Origin of the sequence: Desulfosporosinus youngiae DSM 17734 (assembly GCF_000244895.1) — a bacterium.
GTDB classification, from domain to species: Bacteria; Bacillota; Desulfitobacteriia; order Desulfitobacteriales; family Desulfitobacteriaceae; genus Desulfosporosinus; species Desulfosporosinus youngiae.
Window position 1 is genome coordinate 45507 of sequence record NZ_CM001441.1, and the last position, 18642, is coordinate 64148.

The 18642-nt window shown below is 44.1% G+C and carries 20 protein-coding genes; 17 read left to right on the plus strand and 3 right to left on the minus strand.

Features of this window, described 5'->3' with window-relative positions:
- The first annotated feature begins 35 nt into the window (after nt 1–35).
- The 6 genes from DESYODRAFT_RS00225 (at nt 36) to rsmI (ending at nt 5451) form a co-directional block, all read left to right on the plus strand.
- Nucleotides 36–269: a sigma factor G inhibitor Gin gene (locus DESYODRAFT_RS00225; RefSeq protein ID WP_007777910.1), complete on the plus strand. Its 234-nt coding sequence runs from the start codon at nt 36–38 to the stop codon at nt 267–269.
- Nucleotides 270–1170: 901 nt separating this feature from the next.
- Complete coding sequence (locus DESYODRAFT_RS00230; RefSeq protein ID WP_007777913.1) at nt 1171–2592, plus strand: aminotransferase class I/II-fold pyridoxal phosphate-dependent enzyme; 1422 nt, start codon at nt 1171–1173, stop codon at nt 2590–2592.
- A 2-nt stretch (nt 2593–2594) separates the two neighbouring features.
- A complete protein-coding gene (locus DESYODRAFT_RS00235) occupies nt 2595–3443 on the plus strand; it encodes a DNA polymerase III subunit (protein WP_007777916.1) in 849 nt (282 codons plus the stop codon).
- Nucleotides 3436–4245 (plus strand): PSP1 domain-containing protein, encoded by an 810-nt coding sequence (locus DESYODRAFT_RS00240; protein ID WP_007777921.1) that lies wholly within the window; start codon nt 3436–3438, stop codon nt 4243–4245. The genes DESYODRAFT_RS00235 and DESYODRAFT_RS00240 overlap by 8 nt, the downstream gene beginning before the upstream one ends.
- Nucleotides 4242–4547 (plus strand): initiation-control protein YabA, encoded by a 306-nt coding sequence (locus DESYODRAFT_RS00245; protein WP_007777923.1) that lies wholly within the window; start codon nt 4242–4244, stop codon nt 4545–4547. Before DESYODRAFT_RS00240 ends, DESYODRAFT_RS00245 begins: the two co-directional genes overlap by 4 nt.
- A gap of 49 nt (nt 4548–4596) precedes the next feature.
- Nucleotides 4597–5451, plus strand: coding sequence for a 16S rRNA (cytidine(1402)-2'-O)-methyltransferase (rsmI, locus tag DESYODRAFT_RS00250; protein ID WP_007777927.1), 855 nt, complete (start codon nt 4597–4599; stop codon nt 5449–5451).
- 57 nt (nt 5452–5508) lie between these two features.
- Here rsmI and DESYODRAFT_RS00255 read toward each other — a convergent pair whose 3' ends face one another.
- The gene (locus DESYODRAFT_RS00255; RefSeq protein WP_042339202.1) at nt 5509–5778 is read right to left on the minus strand and encodes an AbrB/MazE/SpoVT family DNA-binding domain-containing protein; all 270 of its coding nucleotides are present in this window, start codon (nt 5776–5778) and stop codon (nt 5509–5511) included.
- Between the two features lie 242 nt (nt 5779–6020).
- Here DESYODRAFT_RS00255 and metG point away from each other — a divergent pair, with 242 nt between their 5' ends.
- The 9 genes from metG to DESYODRAFT_RS00300 all read left to right on the plus strand — a co-directional run bounded on the left by metG (nt 6021) and on the right by DESYODRAFT_RS00300 (nt 15441).
- Nucleotides 6021–7964: a methionine--tRNA ligase gene (metG, locus tag DESYODRAFT_RS00260; RefSeq protein ID WP_007777931.1), complete on the plus strand. Its 1944-nt coding sequence runs from the start codon at nt 6021–6023 to the stop codon at nt 7962–7964.
- A complete protein-coding gene (locus DESYODRAFT_RS00265; protein ID WP_007777933.1) occupies nt 7961–8725 on the plus strand; it encodes a TatD family hydrolase in 765 nt (254 codons plus the stop codon). Before metG ends, DESYODRAFT_RS00265 begins: the two co-directional genes overlap by 4 nt.
- A gap of 67 nt (nt 8726–8792) precedes the next feature.
- Complete coding sequence (locus tag DESYODRAFT_RS00270; RefSeq protein WP_007777935.1) at nt 8793–9707, plus strand: G5 and 3D domain-containing protein; 915 nt, start codon at nt 8793–8795, stop codon at nt 9705–9707.
- Between the two features lie 85 nt (nt 9708–9792).
- On the plus strand, nt 9793–10968 hold the full coding sequence (locus tag DESYODRAFT_RS00275) for a resuscitation-promoting factor (protein WP_007777937.1): 1176 nt from the start codon (nt 9793–9795) through the stop codon (nt 10966–10968).
- 142 nt (nt 10969–11110) lie between these two features.
- Nucleotides 11111–11818, plus strand: a complete 708-nt coding sequence (locus tag DESYODRAFT_RS00280) for an N-acetylmuramoyl-L-alanine amidase family protein (RefSeq protein WP_007777941.1) — start codon at nt 11111–11113, stop codon at nt 11816–11818.
- A gap of 107 nt (nt 11819–11925) precedes the next feature.
- Nucleotides 11926–13095, plus strand: a complete 1170-nt coding sequence (locus DESYODRAFT_RS00285) for a glycosyl hydrolase family 18 protein (RefSeq protein ID WP_007777942.1) — start codon at nt 11926–11928, stop codon at nt 13093–13095.
- Nucleotides 13096–13243: 148 nt separating this feature from the next.
- Nucleotides 13244–13795 (plus strand): ribonuclease M5, encoded by a 552-nt coding sequence (gene rnmV, locus DESYODRAFT_RS00290; RefSeq protein ID WP_007777945.1) that lies wholly within the window; start codon nt 13244–13246, stop codon nt 13793–13795.
- Complete coding sequence (gene rsmA / locus DESYODRAFT_RS00295; RefSeq protein ID WP_007777948.1) at nt 13779–14603, plus strand: 16S rRNA (adenine(1518)-N(6)/adenine(1519)-N(6))-dimethyltransferase RsmA; 825 nt, start codon at nt 13779–13781, stop codon at nt 14601–14603. The genes rnmV and rsmA overlap by 17 nt, the downstream gene beginning before the upstream one ends.
- 241 nt (nt 14604–14844) lie before the next feature.
- A complete protein-coding gene (locus tag DESYODRAFT_RS00300) occupies nt 14845–15441 on the plus strand; it encodes a hypothetical protein (RefSeq protein ID WP_007777950.1) in 597 nt (198 codons plus the stop codon).
- On the opposite strand, the gene DESYODRAFT_RS00305 is transcribed toward DESYODRAFT_RS00300, so the two are convergent.
- The gene (locus DESYODRAFT_RS00305) at nt 15442–16317 is read right to left on the minus strand and encodes a glycosyltransferase family 2 protein (RefSeq protein ID WP_007777952.1); all 876 of its coding nucleotides are present in this window, start codon (nt 16315–16317) and stop codon (nt 15442–15444) included. It lies immediately after the preceding gene.
- 98 nt (nt 16318–16415) lie between these two features.
- Here DESYODRAFT_RS00305 and yabG point away from each other — a divergent pair, with 98 nt between their 5' ends.
- Nucleotides 16416–17252 carry a sporulation peptidase YabG gene (yabG, locus tag DESYODRAFT_RS00310; protein WP_007777955.1) on the plus strand — a complete coding sequence of 279 codons (837 nt, stop codon included), beginning with the start codon at nt 16416–16418 and terminating at the stop codon, nt 17250–17252.
- Nucleotides 17253–17316: 64 nt separating this feature from the next.
- On the opposite strand, the gene DESYODRAFT_RS00315 is transcribed toward yabG, so the two are convergent.
- Entirely contained in the window at nt 17317–17655 is a 339-nt protein-coding gene (locus tag DESYODRAFT_RS00315; protein ID WP_007777958.1) for a L,D-transpeptidase, read from the minus strand.
- A 170-nt stretch (nt 17656–17825) separates the two neighbouring features.
- Between DESYODRAFT_RS00315 and DESYODRAFT_RS00320 the strand changes: the two genes are divergently transcribed.
- Entirely contained in the window at nt 17826–18626 is an 801-nt protein-coding gene (locus DESYODRAFT_RS00320) for a cyanophycinase (protein WP_007777962.1), read from the plus strand.
- Nucleotides 18627–18642 lie beyond the last annotated feature (16 nt).

Genomic DNA, 18642 nt, shown 5'->3' on the forward strand with positions numbered 1-18642 from the left:
TAGAAGTTAATTGCCCCTACAAGGAGGATCAAATTATGATGGAGATCATTAAAGAGAAGGTTGAAGGCAAGATAAATACTTCACACGAAGGAAAGGTCCTTCCCGTGTGTTATCGTTGTGCACAGGTCCCGAAAAAGGGTCTGTATGATGGATTTAGAGTACAAGGGATGTTTTTCTGCTCAGATTGCCAAGAAGAGCTGTTTACAGCAGAGCAGGGTTCGCCGGAATATCAGGAATTTATGTTTTTAATTAAAGGAATTTTTTATTAGTTTTTACCCACTCTGAAAAAAGCCTCTTGGGTTAGACAGGAGGTCGGTTCTACTGCCTGGCTCTGGGGCGGAGCGCTTTTCAGCTTTGTTAACCCGTGCGAAGACGGTGTCTTCGGTCTGCACGCGTCTGCGAGTTCCGCCGCTGGCTCGCTGGACGGTTCGCGAGCGCGTCCGAACCTCTGGGTATTTCTGCATGTGAACCTGCGGCGCGCTACGGGGACGCGAACCGTCTGCGCTCGCCTTAGCGCGGCTCCACTGACGCATCCGCTTAGCAGACAAGCGCTCCTTCAGCCAGTTTGTTGGGAATGTAAGCAGAACTTTGGGGGAGGCTGGTAAGGCTTCGTGGAATCTTTTTCATCTTCTGATGGTGCTGCGGCAGCAGCATAGGCGTCTACTCTGAAAAATTACAGACCAAAGACCCTAAAGACATGCAGAAAAATCCCTAGACCCGCAAGCAGGGCAGCTTCGTCCACAGAAGCGAACCCATTGTATGGAGAGGCGGTAAAAGCCCACAAGACGGTGCGGGGAAACGGAGCCACGGGTTCACATCAGGTATTACCCTGAGGTTTGGCGAAGTCCCGCACCGGCGAGTGGGCGAGCCTCGGAATGTTGCGGTGAGCGGATGTGGACGAAGCTGCCCGACTCCGGATGCTCTCGTTTCCATCCTTTGATGTGCAGCCTTAGCGGCATGAACAGCTACTCTGATAAGCTTGCGGCATCGGCAATTCATGAATTCTCCCCAGCGGACTCCAGTGCTCTATTGCCTATTTACACCTTATTCATTAAAGATGAAATATTTTCTAATTCGTGTTAAAATATAAGGAATACCGTAAATTTAGCAGGAATAATTCATGAATTGTCTTGCTTAGACTAGTTAGATAAATGGAGGGTTTATTGTTCAGTGGGTGATCTTGGAGAAGGATTGAGCCGTTACCATAAACAAGGATTTTGCTCTTTCCATACTCCTGGCCATAAAGGACGGCAGGAGTTTTTTAATGGCTCCGATTTTCCAGGCTTCGACTTAACCGAGCTTCCCGGGTTGGATATGCTTCATTCCCCCAGCGGAATTATTGCAAAAGCACTGAAACAAGCAGCCGATATTTTCGGAGCAGAGGAAACCTTTTTCCTTATCAATGGAGGGACAGTTGGCAATCAGGCCATGTTTCTGGCCTTAGGAGATACGGATGACAAACGAGTGATAGTAGAAAGAAGCTCTCATCGTTCTGTTATGTCCGGTCTGGTTTTAAGTGGATTGAAACCAGACTATGCAATGCCTGTAATTCATCCGGATTTTAATCTTCCGTTGGGATTTAATGCAGCAAACCAAAGAATATCCTGGCAAGAAGCAGCTGCCTGTCATGTTACCTATCCCAGTTATTATGGAACTGTCTTTGACTTAGGCGGATTAGTAGAAAAGGCGCAAATGGATTTTAGCATACCTGTGCTTGTGGATCAGGCACATGGTTCACATTATCTTAGCCCTCTATTTCCACCGAGTGCTTTAAAGCTCGGAGCGGACCTTGTCCTGCATAGTTCTCATAAGACTTTAAGTGCCTTAACTCAGTCGGCAATGTTACATGTCCAGGGAGCTAGGGTCTCGCGTACCCGTTTGAGACAAGGGCTGGAACTTTTACAGTCCTCAAGCCCAAGCTATTTGCTTCTGTCTTCGTTGGAACGGGCCGGGGAATTTGCTTTGGATTTATGGCGCTGGGAGTGTCTTAAAGAAGCAGTCGATGATCTTCATCGGAAGGTGGGAATGGATTTTCGTATTCTCTCACCAGCGGATGCCGGGACGTTTGGCATTCATGGGGTGGATTGGTCAAAAGTACTTATTAATACATCTCCGCTGGGAGTTCCGGCTCCCCGCTGTGTAGAATATCTCAGAGAAGGTTTTGGAATAGAACCGGAATTATGGGATGAGGAAAACATTCTTTGCCTGTTAGGCATTGGAAATACGCCGGAGGATGTGCAAAGGCTGATAAAAGGACTCGAGAGTTTAAGAGATTCCTCATCCTCAATGCGATCGACTGTCTTGGAAAATCGCCAGGGGAGACCCGGCGGATTAAATCTTCCGCTGCCTCACCCGGTTCTCTCTCCGCGTGAAGCATTCTTTGCCCGCAAACGAAAAATCCCCCTTAAGGAGAGTCTAGGCCATATCGTTGGGGAGACGATCTCTCCCTATCCGCCTGGAATTCCGTTTGTTGTAATGGGTGAAGAAATGACCTATGAAGTGCTGAATATGCTGCTCACCGCTGAAGAAGGACGCTGGCAAGGGTGGGAAGGTTTTCAAAGCCGTACAATTTCGATCATTGAGGTGGTATAGAGATGAGGTTAGCACTTTTAGAAAAAGCAGCACGTGAAAGCCGATTGGCTCATCTCTTGCTGTTTCATGGAGGAAGTGCACTTCATCAACGAGAGGTGGCTCTTCGCCTGGCACAGTTTTTAAACTGCTCTTATACTACAGCAGAGGGGCCATGCCAAGAGTGTGCTGTATGCCGTAAAATTCTAAGTGGAAATCACCCGGAGGTATCATGGCTGAAACCTCTTAAAACGAGCATCGGAATCGAACAGGTCCTTGCCTGGCAAGAGAAGTTGTACCTTAAACATTATGAAGGAAATTATAAAGTTTCTGTTGTCGAACAAGCGGATCTCTTAACCTTGCCCGCTGCCAATTCATTGTTAAAAGTCATTGAAGAACCGCCCGACCGGACTATAATCATCTTATGTGCCGAGAATGCAGAAGCTATTTTACCAACGATTCAGAGTCGCGCCCAGCTGGTCTACTTTCCCGATCTTACTGAAGAAACCTGGTTAAGGGGATTAGGTGAGGTGAATGATCAAGAAGCTTCTCTGGCCTTTCGCCTTAGTGGTAAAAACCAGAAATTAGCTGAAGATATTCTTAAGCATGGCGTATTACTAGTGCAAGAATGGGTAGGAACCATAAGAACTGCTATAGCAGAAAGGGATTTTCTAAAACTCTTTGCACTCTTCCCGATCGAAAAGAACCAAGCCCTTCTTTATTTGCAGGTAATGGCTGTTCAAGCGTCCTATCCTTTTGAGTTTTTGGCTATCGGAAAAGCGATCGATGAACTGCGACAACAAGCTAATCCGAGATTAGTGATTGAAGTGTTAGCATTAGAATTATTTCAACGAGGAGGAAGTCGCTGTGATTGAAGTCGTAGGCGTTCGCTTTAAACACGCAGGGAAAATCTATTATTTTTCCCCTGGTGATCTGGAACTTGCTGTATCAGATAAAGTAATTGTTGAGACAGCCAGGGGTATCGAATTTGGGGAATTGGTAATTCCAGCTCGTCAAGTTGCTGACGAAGAAGTGGTGCTGCCGCTGAAACAGGTAATGCGTAAGGCAACCATGGCGGATGAACTATTTGTTGAACAGAATCGGATTAAAGAAAAAGATGCTTTCCAAATTTGTTTAAAGAAGATTTCAGAACATCATCTGCCCATGAAATTGGTGGATGTTGAATATACCTTTGATGGCAATAAAATTATTTTCTCCTTTACGGCAGAAGGACGAGTGGATTTCAGAGAATTAGTCAAAGACTTAGCGGCGATCTTTCGGACTCGTATAGAGCTCCGGCAAATTGGGGTGCGGGATGAAGCAAAAATGCTCGGTGGAGTTGGTTCTTGCGGGCGGATTCTCTGCTGTACGTCCTTTTTGGGAGATTTTGAGCCGGTTTCGATTCGCATGGCTAAAGATCAGAAGCTCTCTTTAAATCCCACCAAAATTTCTGGAATTTGCGGACGCCTCATGTGTTGTTTAAAATATGAAAATGGGTGCTATAAATCCGAGGATAAAGAGCAGTGCCGTCACAACTCTCAAGCGGGGCATAAAGTAATTGAAATCCCGGATGACCAGAATTCCCGTGCAGAAAGTGTCTTTGCCGCCAAACCTGAGGGGAAGCCTCAACGTAATAAGAAAGGGGAAAAGTCCAAAGAAAAGAGTGAGAAAGTATGAGCCAATTGACGCAGGCCCTTACGGAAGTGGAAGAGAAGTTGCGTTCCTTATTAGAAGAAGTAAGTCGATTAAAACCCTATGTTCAAGCGTTAGAGGATGAAAATACAAAGTTAAGGCGGGAGTGTACGTTTCCGGAAAAAGAAACTAAACGTGTTATTGCCAATGCTGAGCACATTCAAGGAGTCGCCCATGATAATCTTGTCCGTCTATACCAGGAAGGCTTCCATGTCTGTCATCTTCATTTTGGCCAGCCGTTAGAAGGGGACTGCCTGTTTTGTATGGGTTTTTTGAGAAAGGACTAAAATAATCCTGGGAAATACCCGGGGTATTGGCCTACAAGGAGTAGAAGGCATGCTGGCTAAAGGTACATTATATGTATGTGCGACCCCTATCGGCAATTTAGGCGATATTACCTTGCGAGTATTGGATACCTTGCGGGAAGCGGACCTGATTGCTGCGGAGGATACACGTCATTCAAGAAAGCTATTGCAACACTATCAGATTAAGACACGAATGATAAGTTATCATGAACATAATGAAAAGAAAAAGTCCTTGGAATTGGTAGAAAAGCTTAAATCCGGTCAAGCGATTGCACTGATTTCTGATGCAGGTCTGCCTGGAATTTCGGATCCGGGAACTGAGGTTATACGTCTTTGTCTCGCCGAGAATATTCCGGTTGATGTCTTACCCGGACCTAATGCTGCTCTCACAGCTCTGGTCTTATCCGGGATGCCCGCGGATCATTTTGCTTTCCACGGTTTTTTGCCTTCCTCATCAAAAGCGAGGAAACGAAGCCTGGAGCAGTTTGCTAATCTCCCCCAGACCCAGATATTCTATGAAGCCCCTCACCGGTTGCTGGCAACTCTACAAGGAATGTCAGAGTACTTTGCTGATCGTTCGGCTGCTGTCGTGCGCGAGTTGACAAAGCTTCATCAGCAGGTGCATAGAGGAACCGTTCTGGAGTTGATCGAGTCCTTTGAGAAATCTGAGCCCCGTGGAGAATGCTGTATTATCCTGGCGCCATACGTCCCTGTTAAACCTGTAGGAGGCCCAAAAGAGTGGTGTTCAGAGGTTAAGGAAATAGTAGACTCGGGCGTATGCAAGAAAGAGGCCATGAAAGAAGTGGCAAAACGTTATGGTATAAAAAAATCCGAGGTCTATCAAGCCTTGCTTAGCAGCGAACAAGAGCCGGATGATGAACATTAAAAAAAGAAGGCCTCAAGGCCTTCAAAGGTACTGGTTTAAACTTCTATGTACTTAAAATTATACAGCTTTTGAATCACTGGCAGCAACATTTTCTCCCATAGCAACGGCACATTCCCGGCAAACGTTCTTACCGTGAAAAAGTTGAATATCGCTGGCATTACCACAAAATACACAAGCAGGCTCATACTTTTTGAGAATGATTTTTTCTTGGTCCACATAAATTTCCAGAGCATCTTTTTCGTCAATACCTAAAGTACGTCGAAGTTCTATCGGTAAAACGATACGACCAAGTTCATCTACTTTTCTCACGATTCCAGTTGATTTCATCATTTTTTTCCCCACTCCCCTTACAACAACTTTCGACAGAAAACTACAGACTTATGATACCAATCGTTCCATATAAAGTCAACCCATTTTTTTTGAGTTTTTATGGTATTATTAACCTAATTAAAGAACCTAATCCAGTAAAGCCCTTCCTACATAGAAATCATTAATTATGGATATACTTGACAGATATGAATTTCCATTAATTAACTTAGTTAAAAAAGATATTGAGAGGAAGACCTGACGTGAAATATTACATAACAACTCCAATTTTCTATCCCAACTCAAGCCCGCATATTGGAACAGCCTATACTACGGTTGCAGCAGATGCACTTGCTCGTTATCATAGATTGCTGGGTGATCAAGTTCATTTTCTCACTGGAACCGATGAAAACGCGCAGAAAATTGTTCGTACCGCAGAAGCGAACCAGACCGATCCTAAGATTTATGTGGATGGTGTTGTTGAGCGCTTTAAAGATTTATGGCGTGCCTTAGATATTTCTAATGATGACTTTATTCGAACAACAGAGGAGCGGCATCAAAAGGTTGTACAAAGGATTTTTACTAAGCTCTATGAGCAAGGAGATATTTATAAGTCGGAGTATTCAGGCTGGTATTGTACTCCTTGTGAAACCTTCTGGATGGAAAACAAATTGGTTGAGGGAAAATGCCCTAACCCGGATTGTGGCCGCGAAGTAGAACTATTGAAGGAAGAAAGTTACTTTTTTCGTCTTTCCAAGTACCAGGATGCGTTGCTAAGCTTTATTAAAGATCATCCGGAATTCATTCAGCCAATTTCACGACGTAACGAAATGATTCGCTTTATTGAAAGTGGCTTAGAGGATCTCTGTGTTTCCCGTACCACCTTTCAATGGGGGATTAAAGTACCGTTTGATCCCAAACATGTGGTGTATGTCTGGCTGGACGCGTTGATTAATTATATTTCTGCGCTGGGTTACCCTGATGGAGAAAATTATAAACGCTATTGGCCGGCTGATGTTCATATTATGGGAAAAGATATTGTACGTTTTCATGCCATAATTTGGCCGATTATTCTAATGGCCTTGGATATTCCTCTCCCGAAGGTTATCTACGGGCATGGCTGGTATTTGGCAAAGGATGGGGGAAAAATCTCTAAATCACGGGGAAATGTGCAGGATTCGTTCGCCTTAATCCAACGATATGGTTCGGATGCCATCCGTTATTTTTTGTTGCGTGAGATGCAAGTAGGCACAGACGGCACTTATTCTGAGGACAATGTAGTTGAACGTCTAAACAGTGATTTGGCCAATGACTTTGGGAATTTTATCTCTCGGAGTTTGGCAATGATTGTCAAGTATCGGGAGGGAATGATTCCTTGTCCCGGACAGGATGGAGAGCTGGAGCTGGAATTAAAGGCTCTGAGTGCGGAGGTTAAAAAAGCAGTTGATAAACGTTTAGGTGCCTGCGACCCTGCCGGCGCACTTGAAGAAATATGGCGTTTTGTGGCAAGGTGTAATAAATATGTCGATGAAACTGCTCCTTGGGCTTTAGCTAAACAAGAAGACCAGAGAGAACGCCTGAACACGGTTCTCTACACCTTCGCGGAGTGTATTCGGATTATGGCGATTTTAACAGCTCCGTTTATGCCCGGATTACCAGCCAAAATTTGTACGCTCCTTGGCAAGGATGAGAAGCTTATCCAATGGGAAGAGGCAGATCGCTGGGGTATCCTGGAATCCGGTGTCAAAGTTCAAAAAGGAGAACCGCTCTTTCCAAGAATTGATATATCAAAATTATTAATGGAAGAGGAGACAAAACCAGTGGATCAAAAGGAAACCATAGAAAATGGTCAGCCCCCGATACTTGAGTTTGAGCCGATCAAAGATGAAATCAGCATTGAGGATTTTGCCAAGATTGATTTGCGTGTCGGCAAGATATTAAGCGCGGAAAAAGTAGAAAAAACAGATAAATTAATGAAGTTAGAAGTGGAAATTTCAGGTGAAGTACGTACGATTGTTTCCGGGATTGCCAAACATTATTCATCAGAAGATCTTATCAATCAATCCGTTGTTGTAGTTGCCAATTTGAAACCTGCCAAACTAAGAGGAATTCCCTCTCAAGGTATGATATTAGCTGCCTCGCTGGGAGATGAGTTGGAAGTTCTTACAATTAACAAGGAACTTCCCGGAGGGGCACGAGTTAAATGATTTGGGATACACATGCACACATCGATGATCCCAGTTTTGCGGGAGAGTTTGAGGATGTTCTGGCTAGAATGAAGTCGGCGGGGATTTCGCGAGTGACGAATGTAGGGTATGATCTCCCTTCCTCCCGGCGTTCGGTGGAATTAGCGCAAAAATACGATTTCATCTATGCCGCAATAGGTATTCATCCACACAATGCGGAAGGGGTCACAGAACAAACCTGGAATGAACTTTTAACCTTAGCTAAGCAACCAAAGGTATTAGCTTGGGGCGAAATTGGTCTGGATTATTACCGGGACCTGTCTCCTCGTCCGATTCAGAAAGAGATATTTATTCAACAGATCAAATTAGCCAATCAAGTTGGATTACCAATTGTTATTCACAATCGTGATGCCCATCAGGATGTCTTGGAGATTGTGAAGGCACATCCGCCCCTTTATGGAGGGGTATTCCATTGTTTTTCGGGATCCTGGGAAATGGCGGAGATTCTTCTCAAGCCGGGATTTTATCTGTCCTTTGCTGGTCCGGTAACCTATAAGAATGCCCGGCATACCGTTGAAGTAGCCAAGCGTGCCCCAATCGATCGAATCCTTGTGGAGACAGATTCGCCCTATTTAAGTCCTGAGCCGCGACGGGGGAAGCGTAATGAACCCGCTTATGTTCTGGAAATAGTCAAGAAACTCGCTGAACTAAAAACCTTAAGCGTTGAAGATGCGGCATTACAAACCATGCAGAATGCAGAACGCGCTTTTAGACTTGTTTAAAGGACCTTCATTATGGAGGGTTCTTTTTTTTTAGGTGATGTCATAGGTTTTGATAAGGAGGGATAAAATGTATTCTTTGCCGATTACTACGTATTCCGATTATTGGCGGAGAACTAAAGTATGGAGTGCATATTTTGGAAGTTTAGCGATTTTAGTCGCCGGAACGAGATATTCCGCTTCAGACCAACAATACCTTGAAAAAGCCGTGCCGCCGTCACCTAAGTTACACTCTTTAAGTATAGAAAATGTAAGAATGGAAGAGCTGATAGATGGCTCATTTATAAGAGTAGCGAGCAGCCGGGGGTTAAATAGGCAAGGGCTAACCCGGCAGGGGCAAATCAGCCGGGGATTAGTAAGTACGAATGCAGATCAAATAGCCCCAAGCAGTGAACAGGTGACAAGGGTAATGAGTAAAATCGAAACCGTTGAGCAGCAGCTCCCCTATGGCACCGAATACATTGAGTCAGATAAGCTCCCCCCAGGTACGAGTGAAATACAGGTAAAAGGGGAGAAAGGAATCGAACGTAAAGTCGTAAAAACATTTGAGGCTGATGGACAACCTATCGGACAACAAGTACTATCCTCATTTGAACTTATAAGTCCAAAGAAAGAAGTCATTATTCGCAACACAAAACCTATTCCCAAGAAAAAGGTCGTTATTCAAAACCCTCAATCAAAACCTGCCGAAGATGTCGATTTAGCTAACTTGAATATCAGTAAAACCTTGAAGGTTGAAGCTACGGCTTATACGTATACAGGAAATAATACTGCAACTGGTGTCAAGCCAAGAGAGGGCTTGATTGCTGTAGATCCTAAAGTGATTGCTTTGGGAAGCAAGGTTTATGTTGAAGGATATGGATATGCTATAGCGGCAGATACTGGCGGAAGTATCCGGGGACAAAAAATTGATGTGTTTTTCTCTACCCTTCGTCAATGCATTGACTGGGGAAGAAAGTCTGTTCGCGTTCATGTATTAAATTAGATAATAACCATAAAATGTAAAAAACTTTGACAACTGACTACTTTTAACTTAAAATGAAGTTGTTATCAGGGTTTGGAGGGATTTAATGTTTCAGTTGACTCGAACTCAGGCATTGAACCTAGTTCGGACATCACGTATTGTCCAAATATCCGGTGTTGTATTTACTATTTTTCTGATTTCCGCCATAGCAGTTTTGTACAATCTAAAAACCATTAATGCCAATATCGATGGAAACCCGGTGCGTATTACGACGATCTATGGGACTGTGGGTCAGGCGCTAGAGCATTCATCTAAGCTTGAATTCTATCCGGAAGATATCGTAAGTCCTTCAAGAGATACACCAGTTACGGATGAGATGACCATTGATGTTGCAACTAGTGTACCGGTTCAGCTCTCAGTCGATGGGCAACTGTTCAACACACGAACGGCAAAAGAAACGGTCGGAGAAGCTTTGAGCGAGATATCAGCAAGGTATGCCCTGGAGATTAAAGATGTGGATGAAGTCAATGTAGAGCGTTCAGATTCTGTGACGGATAGTATGGATATTGAAGTACGAAGGTCGATCCCCATCCAAGTTAGTGCAGATGGTAACAAGTATGAGACGTATCTGGCACCGCGTACGGTTGGCGAAGCACTTAAAAAGCTTGGAATCGCTTTAGGTACTATGGATAAGGTTTCATTGGCCCTTGACCATATCTTAGAACCAAATGACCAATTGAACGTGGTACGGGTTGCCTACAAAGTAGAGACGATAAAAAGTGAGATTCCTTTTCAGACGGTTGCTCAGGCTGCCGACTATCCGGTAGGGTTACCGGACAGAATTGTCAGCCGTGGCTCTCAGGGTCTTCAAGAACAGACGGTCAGACTAACCTTAGAGGATGGAAAAGAGGTTGACCGGGTAGTAATCGGTCAACGAGTGGTTACTCCCCCAACCAATCAAGTTGTTTCGCGTGGTACTCAAACCTCAATTTCGCGGGGTGGGAATACGATTAATTTTAAGCGGGCGTATGTTATGAAAGCAACTGCCTATTGTATACCTGGTGGGAGAACTGCAACAGGGGCTTCGGTCCGCAGTGGAATAATTGCAGTTGATCCCAGGATTATTCCTTTAGGTAAAAAAGTATATGTCGAGGGGTATGGTTCTGCCAGCGCTTTAGATACAGGAGGAGCGATCAAAGGCAATCGTATCGACCTTTACATGAATTCTCAACAGGAAGCACTATCATGGGGAGTTCGTACTGTGACAGTTTATGTCCAATAAATGAAACTCGTTCACTATAGATCAAACAAGAGAGCCTTGGCATTTTTGATGCGGGGGCTCTCTCTTTTTGGCGGCCTGAAAGTATAAGTTTATTTGTTGACACATACTCATATAAGAGAATCGCGAAACGGGGGAGTGCTGAATGCGATGGCCAAAGGTAATCATAGGGACGAGATTTGCCATAATACTTGTCATTGGGGTTATGGGGAGCCTGGTACTCTCCGTATTCTGGCAGGGTTCAACCGCTGTAGTAAGTCAACTTGAAAACCGATATGTGGTGATGCTTGATCCCGGACATGGGGGATATGATCCGGGAGCGGTTACCCCTCAGGGTGTTTATGAAAAGGCCATTAATCTTCAAATTGCCCAGATCGTCAAGGAAATGCTGCTGCCTAGCGGGATTCAAGTTTTTCTTACCCGTGAAGAAGATCTGGATTATGTTCCAAATGGAGTAAAGGGGAAATCGACAAAGAAGCAACTTGATTTAAATCATCGCATTGAAATGGCTGACCAAGAGCATGCGGATATTTTTGTCAGTTTGCATGTAAATGCAACTGCGACCGGTCAAAATTCGGGTGCGGAAACATTTTACCATTATAAATCTGAATCTGGAAAAAGGTTAGCAGAATTAATTCAGCAAGAACTGATAAAAATATCCGGGATGAATCGTAGGATTGCAAAACCTGGCGATTTTTACATTATTAAAAATACCAGCATGCCTTCTGTAATTGTCGAAGTAGGATATTTGTCCAGTGTAAAAGAACAAAAAAAACTACAGCAAACTTGGTACCAGGAACAGCTGGCCAGAGCAATTGCCAAAGGAATTGCCAATTATTTTGAACTTCCATAATTAGCTTAAATAGGATATTAACGCTTTAGGCTTAGATACATAACCTTTTTTTTAGAGGGGAAGATAAAGTCAGTTACCGAATCTAGATTAAGGAGTTGAAGTGCAGTATGAAACGGTTTCTGACTTTATTGGCGAGTAGTGCCTTGATTTTTGGCCTTACCTTAACAGGGTGTAACAATGTACAGCCACCAGCTGCTCCCGATGCACCACCGGAGCAAACGGCACAACTGCCGGAAGCTGAGGCAGGGTCAACGCGTGATTCCGTGTTAGGTCCGGAGAAGCGAGTTGTCATGGGATTTTATACTGATCAGGAGGGACCTGTACCAAGCTCAAAAGAAACAACCTTAAAAAATGCCAAATTATTAGATGAAGTAGCGTTTTTCTGGTACTCTTTTGATACCAACGGAAAGGTTATCACAACCGGCGACGTTGATTTAAAAATTAAAGATCAGGTTCAAAAAAATGGATCTAAAGCCTATGCCCTGATCCATAACATGAAGCTAAAAGGAACGGTTGGCTTTGATGAGAACCTGGCCCATGCTGTGTTATCTAACCCTGGGAAACGATCCAACTTAGTAAACAACTTAGTTAACCTGACGACCAAAGATAATTGGGACGGAATTTCGATTGACATTGAAAAAACCCCTCCCGGAGACCGGGAAAATTTTTCAGCCTTCGTTGCAGAGCTTAAGAAAGGGTTACAAGCAAAAGATAAAGTCTTAAATATTTCTATCCCTGCCAAGTTCGTGGATTATCCATCAGATCTATGGTCAGGTGCTTATGATTATGCGGCGATTGGAAAATCAGCTGACCAAATTATTCTGATGACCTATGATGAACATGGCTTAGGAACTACCCAAGGACCAATCGCCTCTGAGGGATGGGTCGATAGGGTTATCAAATTTGCGGTTGGAAAAATACCTAAGGAAAAAATCGTTATGGGTCTCCCTGTCTATTCATTTGACTGGGGAACCAATAAACCGACTATGCCGGATTATCTGTCCTATGCTCAAACTGTTGAGCGTGCGAAAAAACATGGTGTTGAAATAGTTACCGATCCTAATGCGAAAGTTCCACAGTTTACCTACACGGCCAATGGAGTACGTCACGAAGTTTACTTTGAGAACATCGCTAGTTTAAGAGCAAAAATGGATGATGCACTGAAACACAAGTTACACGGTGTGGCCATTTGGCGTTTAGGGATGGAAGATCCCCAGATCTGGGAACAGCTCATAAAAACCTATGGAACAAATAAGGAAACAAGGGAAAAGAAATAACGTAATATACTGATAACGAGGGCGAAGGAAACTAATCTTTCGCTCTCGTTATCCTTTAATGAGTGGTACTCCGTACTTTGCTCTGCCGAAAATTTGAGTATTTGGACATTCTCGGTTAAGATATAAGAGTTAAACGGAGGAATCTAAAATGATAAAGGAACTAATCGTTGTAGAAGGAAAAAATGATGCGCATGCAGTGCGCCTCGCCCTTGGAGAAGTTGATGTAATTTGGACGGATGGGTATGGATTAACAAAGAAGACGTTGGAATACATTTCGGAAATGGCCAAGCGACAGGGGGTTATCGTTTTTACAGATCCGGATACTGTGGGCGAGCAGATTCGCAATCGTATCCGAACTTATGTCCCTCAAGCGAAGCATGTTTATCTAACGAGAAAAGCAGCAACCAAAAAGGGAGATATCGGAGTCGAAAATGCCGCTCTGCAAGAAATTCGTAATGCTTTTGCCCATATTAAACAAGATCAGGGAACGTCTGGTGAAGAGTTTACCATCGAGGATTTAGTGCTGATGGGTCTGGCGGGATCCGCTAAGGCCAGTGAATATAGGGTAACTCTTGGACGCAAGTTAGGTATCGGAGATTCTAATGCTAAACAATTTTTGCATCGATTAAATCGTTTTGGAATCACTCGGCAGGAGTTTCTTCAAGCGATAGAGGAGGTGCAGTGTGGAGAACGCAGCTGAATACACACGACGTCTCGTAAAACATGGGGCACGTGCTCATAAATCCTTGGGTCAGAATTTTTTGATCAGTGACGAAGTGATTGAACATATTATCTCAGCCAGTACATTACAACCAGATGTCCCTCTGGTAGAAATCGGTCCTGGCCTTGGAGTCTTAACCCGGGTTCTTGCTCCTCAGGTAGAGAAAATGTGGGCAGTCGAGTTAGACGACCATAAGATCAGCATTTTAAATAAAGAGCTAAAAGGGCATCCCATAGAGCTTATTCATCAAGATGCCTTAAAGCTGGACCTTAAAGATCTATGGGGAGAGAAGATGGGTTATCTGATAGGAAATTTGCCTTACTATATCACTAGCCCCCTAATTATGCACTTTCTGGAACAGGAAAAGCAGCTAAGGGGAATGACAATCATGGTTCAAAAAGAAGTCGCGGATCGAATCGCTGCATCACCAGGGAGTAAAACCTATGGAATCTTATCGATCGCGGTTCAAATCTCTGCCAGGGTTACGAAAGTAATGGATGTTTTGCCAAGTGCTTTTTGGCCGGCGCCAAAGGTCACATCTGCTGTGATCAGGCTGGACCTTTGCTCTTACCCAGGATTTGATATGAATAGAAAGGACTTCTTCCGGGTAGTGAAAGCTGCCTTCAGTCAACGTCGAAAGACGCTGGGAAATTCCCTGGCCGGTGGTTTAGGGATAAAAAAAGATGATGTGATAGAACGTATGCAGAGCGTGGGCATCTCTGCCAGCCGGCGAGCGGAATCGCTAAGTATCGAGGAATTTCAGGTGCTATCGAAAGCTTTTCTATGAATATAGGTTTCAATCCAAGCCTTAAGACGGGGGGACGGGGTTGTTGACACACACGAATGTGTGTGTCAACAACCCCGTCCCCCCGTCGCACCCCCTCGTTTTCCTGACAACATTTGAACCTAAGTGAGCATAAAAGACAGAAAATAGCCAAACTATAAAAGGGCCTGAAATTTGCTGCTCGAAGCACGCTTGAGGTTCTAAATTTAGATAAACGTTGAAGATAATGGAGGGTGAACAGGGGTTGGGAAAGGGTATTAAACATGGAGCAAAAAAATGGTCGACGATTATTGCAACGACAGCAACATCTGTGCTTGCCATTACGGCATTGATTACGGTCTATTTAACGGTTGCCGCCTGGAAAGTTCAACAGGAGACCACACGTCCTTTTTTTGTCTTGAAAGAATCTCCAAAGGTAGAGTTGGGCAATGAGCTTAGTTTAGAGTTAAGATTTAATAACGTAGGAGTACATCCAGCCGTTAATCTTTCCAGTGAGACTGTCGTCTTTGATGAACAATTATCTGCTGAGCCGGTTTATCTTGATGAAGCATCCATTGTCAATGAGATTCCTAAAGATGCGTCCTCAAGCCTGGTTTTAGTTATACCCGGCGAGGAGATTTATCCTAAACAGTTTAATATTGATGGGCATTACGTGGTTGTGGACTTACAATATACTGATCCTATCTTAAATAAATCCTATAATCAGACGATTTACATGAAGTGGAGTGGTGTACGAGAGGGAAAATTGCAACCGATTGTGCATGTGCAAGTTGACGAAAAGGATAAGATCAGCCAATACTTTCAGGAGCATAATATTGATCCGAAATTAAGAAGTCAGTAGTTATAGATCCGACAAATGATCGCCGGGATTTGAAATAGAGGAGGATGATCCTGGTACAATGATATGCTGTTCATAAAATGTTCCTCGAGATTCAAGGGAGTGCTCCCAATACTGGAGGAGATCAAAACGTCGTTCCGGGTGGTAGCCAAGCAATTTGTGTTTGCCCAGTGAGCGGGACATAGGTTTGCCTTGAACTAAAGATAATCCCATTAGGCAATCTCCAATGATTGTTTCGGCAATCAGACGGGCATGACGACGGTGTTTCCGGGGAGAGTGCAGTGCTACATGAGGGATGGATGTGGCTACCTTAATCGATAAATTGTTTTTCTTAGCCCAGTATAAGGTGAGCGGGGGAATGGCAATGGCTTCAAGAGGGAGAAGCTGTAAGGCTCTTTCAGAAAGGGCATGAGGTCCATGAGTAGGGGTTGCGAGGCCAAGACGTTTAAATAAATCCAGTTCCCGATTAAGCTTCGCTCTAAATCTAAGGACGACATTAGCGAGTTTTTGACGATGGGGAATGTAGGGATAACAATTTGTGAGAGCAACATCAATTCCTGATTCTATAGACGTAAGAAGGTGAACAAGATTCTCGTAAATATCCCCGGACATATCCCCATCGACAAAGAGGGCTCCCTTAACGCCTAAAGAACGTGCATAAAGTGCACCAATCGCCCTCGGTATATCAATTCCTAGTGGTTCTGAAAAATAGAGAATATGAATACGAGTATCAGGAATTGAGCGGACAAGTTCAAATGTCCGGTCCGTGCAGCCGTTAAGAACTAAAATGATGTGGCTGATAGGAAGTCGTAGAATGGTGGTCAAAGCTGCCAAGATGCTCTTCTCTTCATTTTTAGCGGGAATAATCGTTGCGAACATCGTTTGACCCCCTCTTAAGTTAAACTTGCTATAATATATGCCGTTCTGTTTTATTCGACATAGTATATAGCAACAAAAAGGAAGAGGAGGATTTGGTTATGGTTCAGGTTGGAGATATTGTCGCACGTCTATCCCATCAACAGGATATCTTTTTTCACGTTGATCGGATACAGGGAAATTCAAGAGGTAAATATTCCGCAATTCTCAAAGGGCTTAATCTAAGACTGCTTGCGGATGCTCCTATCTCTGACCTTGTACTGAAGAGTCCTATTGAGGTTGCTAATTATCAGCGTGAAGATCATAAAATGATTTATCAAAGGTTAAACAAATTGACCAGTCAGCGCAAAGTGGAACTAGATGATCAGAGAGAATTTTTTGAGATACCGGGACGGGTGCTGCAGCTTGATGGAGACCAGGAATATTTGCAGCAATGTATCAAGACCTATAAACAAATGGGAATTGATGCTAAAGGGATTTGCAAATCTGAAATTGAACAGCCCAGAGTCATACGTAAGATTTTGCAAGAAAACCCAGCTGATATTCTGGTATTGACAGGTCATGACGGGTTGATTTCCGGAAAAAAGGATTTTCATAGTATGGATAGCTATCGCAGTTCCCGCTATTTTGTGGAATCTGTCTTAGAAGCCAGACGATTTCAACATAATAGGGATGCGTTGGTAATTTTTGCAGGCGCCTGCCAATCCAACTACGAAGCCATCCTTGCGGCAGGCGCAAATTTTGCCTCATCACCGAAGCGTATGCTCATCCATGCCTTTGATCCTGTCTTTATAGTTGAGCGAATTGCTTTTACCCCGACCGATCAAGTTGTGTGTGTCAAGGATATTTTGACCCACACAATTACAGGTACGGATGGAGTCGGGGGAGTTGAAACCCGGGGACAGATGAGGCGGGGATATCCCAGGAGCCCTTATTAAGCCTAAGTAAAGAGCGAGAGACAAGAGACAAGGGGACGGTGCCCTTGTCTTCTTGTCTTCTCAACTATGCCTGAATAGTGACGTAGGTTCCTATTTCGACAAGCCGATATAGATTTTCAACGTCGTGGTTATGCATACGAATGCAGCCTTTGGAAACTGCCTGCCCTATACTTGAAGGGTTATTTGTACCATGAATGCCATAATGAGGGATAGATAGCCCCAGCCAACAGCTGCCAAAAACTCCGCCGGGGTGCATTACTTTCGTGGCAATGGTGTAATTGCCGGGGGGAGTAGGAGTCGATGGTTTGCCTACTGCGATAGGATAAGAACAAATTCTCTGGTTCCCATCATAAAGTTCAAGCAATCTATGCGAGGGATAAATAACAATTCTTCGGTAGGGCATAGATCAGACGCTCCTTTCTATAGGTAATTAGATTCTATCTCATGGTATGTCGTCAATTTCTGAATGTTCGTTGCATAATTAAACCTATTCCAGGCGGAGACTATAGGGAGTTTAGTTCCGATGGTTTTTCCATTGGAAGTTTGCAGCTTATTGGACTGGAGGGATTAGTTTTGGCGGAACATGTAGAAGGAAAACTGCTCATTATTGGCGGAGCAGAAGATAAAAAAAACGAGTGCAAAATTCTTAAGCAGTTTATTCAGGAGTCAGGCGGCCGGGAGAGTCGTATTACGGTGCTGACAGCAGCCACAGAATACCCGCTTCAGGTAGGGACAGAGTATCATGCTTTGTTTCTGGAACTAGGGGCTAAGGAAGTTCAAGTTCTCGATGTTTCTGACCGAACTCAAGCGAACAGGCCAGGTATTGAAAAGGAATTTGCCAACTCGACAGGGATCTTTTTTACAGGGGGTGATCAATTGCGGATTACAGGATTATTGGGAGGAACCCTGCTTGGCCGAAAGCTCCAGCAGATGTATAAACAAGGAATCATCATTGCGGGGACCAGTGCAGGCGCATCCGTTATGTCGGATACCATGATTGTCGGCGGGGAAGCGGGAACAGCTAAAAAAGATACTATAACGATGGCGCCGGGACTTGGGTTACTTCGTTCTGTGGTTGTTGATCAGCATTTTGCTCAGCGTGGGCGTACAGGCAGACTTTTATCAGCAATTTCTCAGAATCCCTATGTTCTTGGGGTGGGGATTGATGAAGATACAGCTATTTTAGTGCAGTCAGATGCAAGCTTCTCGGTCATCGGCAGCAATACAGTGACAGTCATCGATGCGTCGACGTCCACTATTACGAATGTCTCAGAAACCACTCCCGGGCAAGCTCTTGTCTTAAGCCCGGTTCTGATGCATGTACTATCAGAGGGCTTTGGCTTTGATTTAAAAAACAGAGTTTCCCGGCTTTAAGGCAACGAATATTACT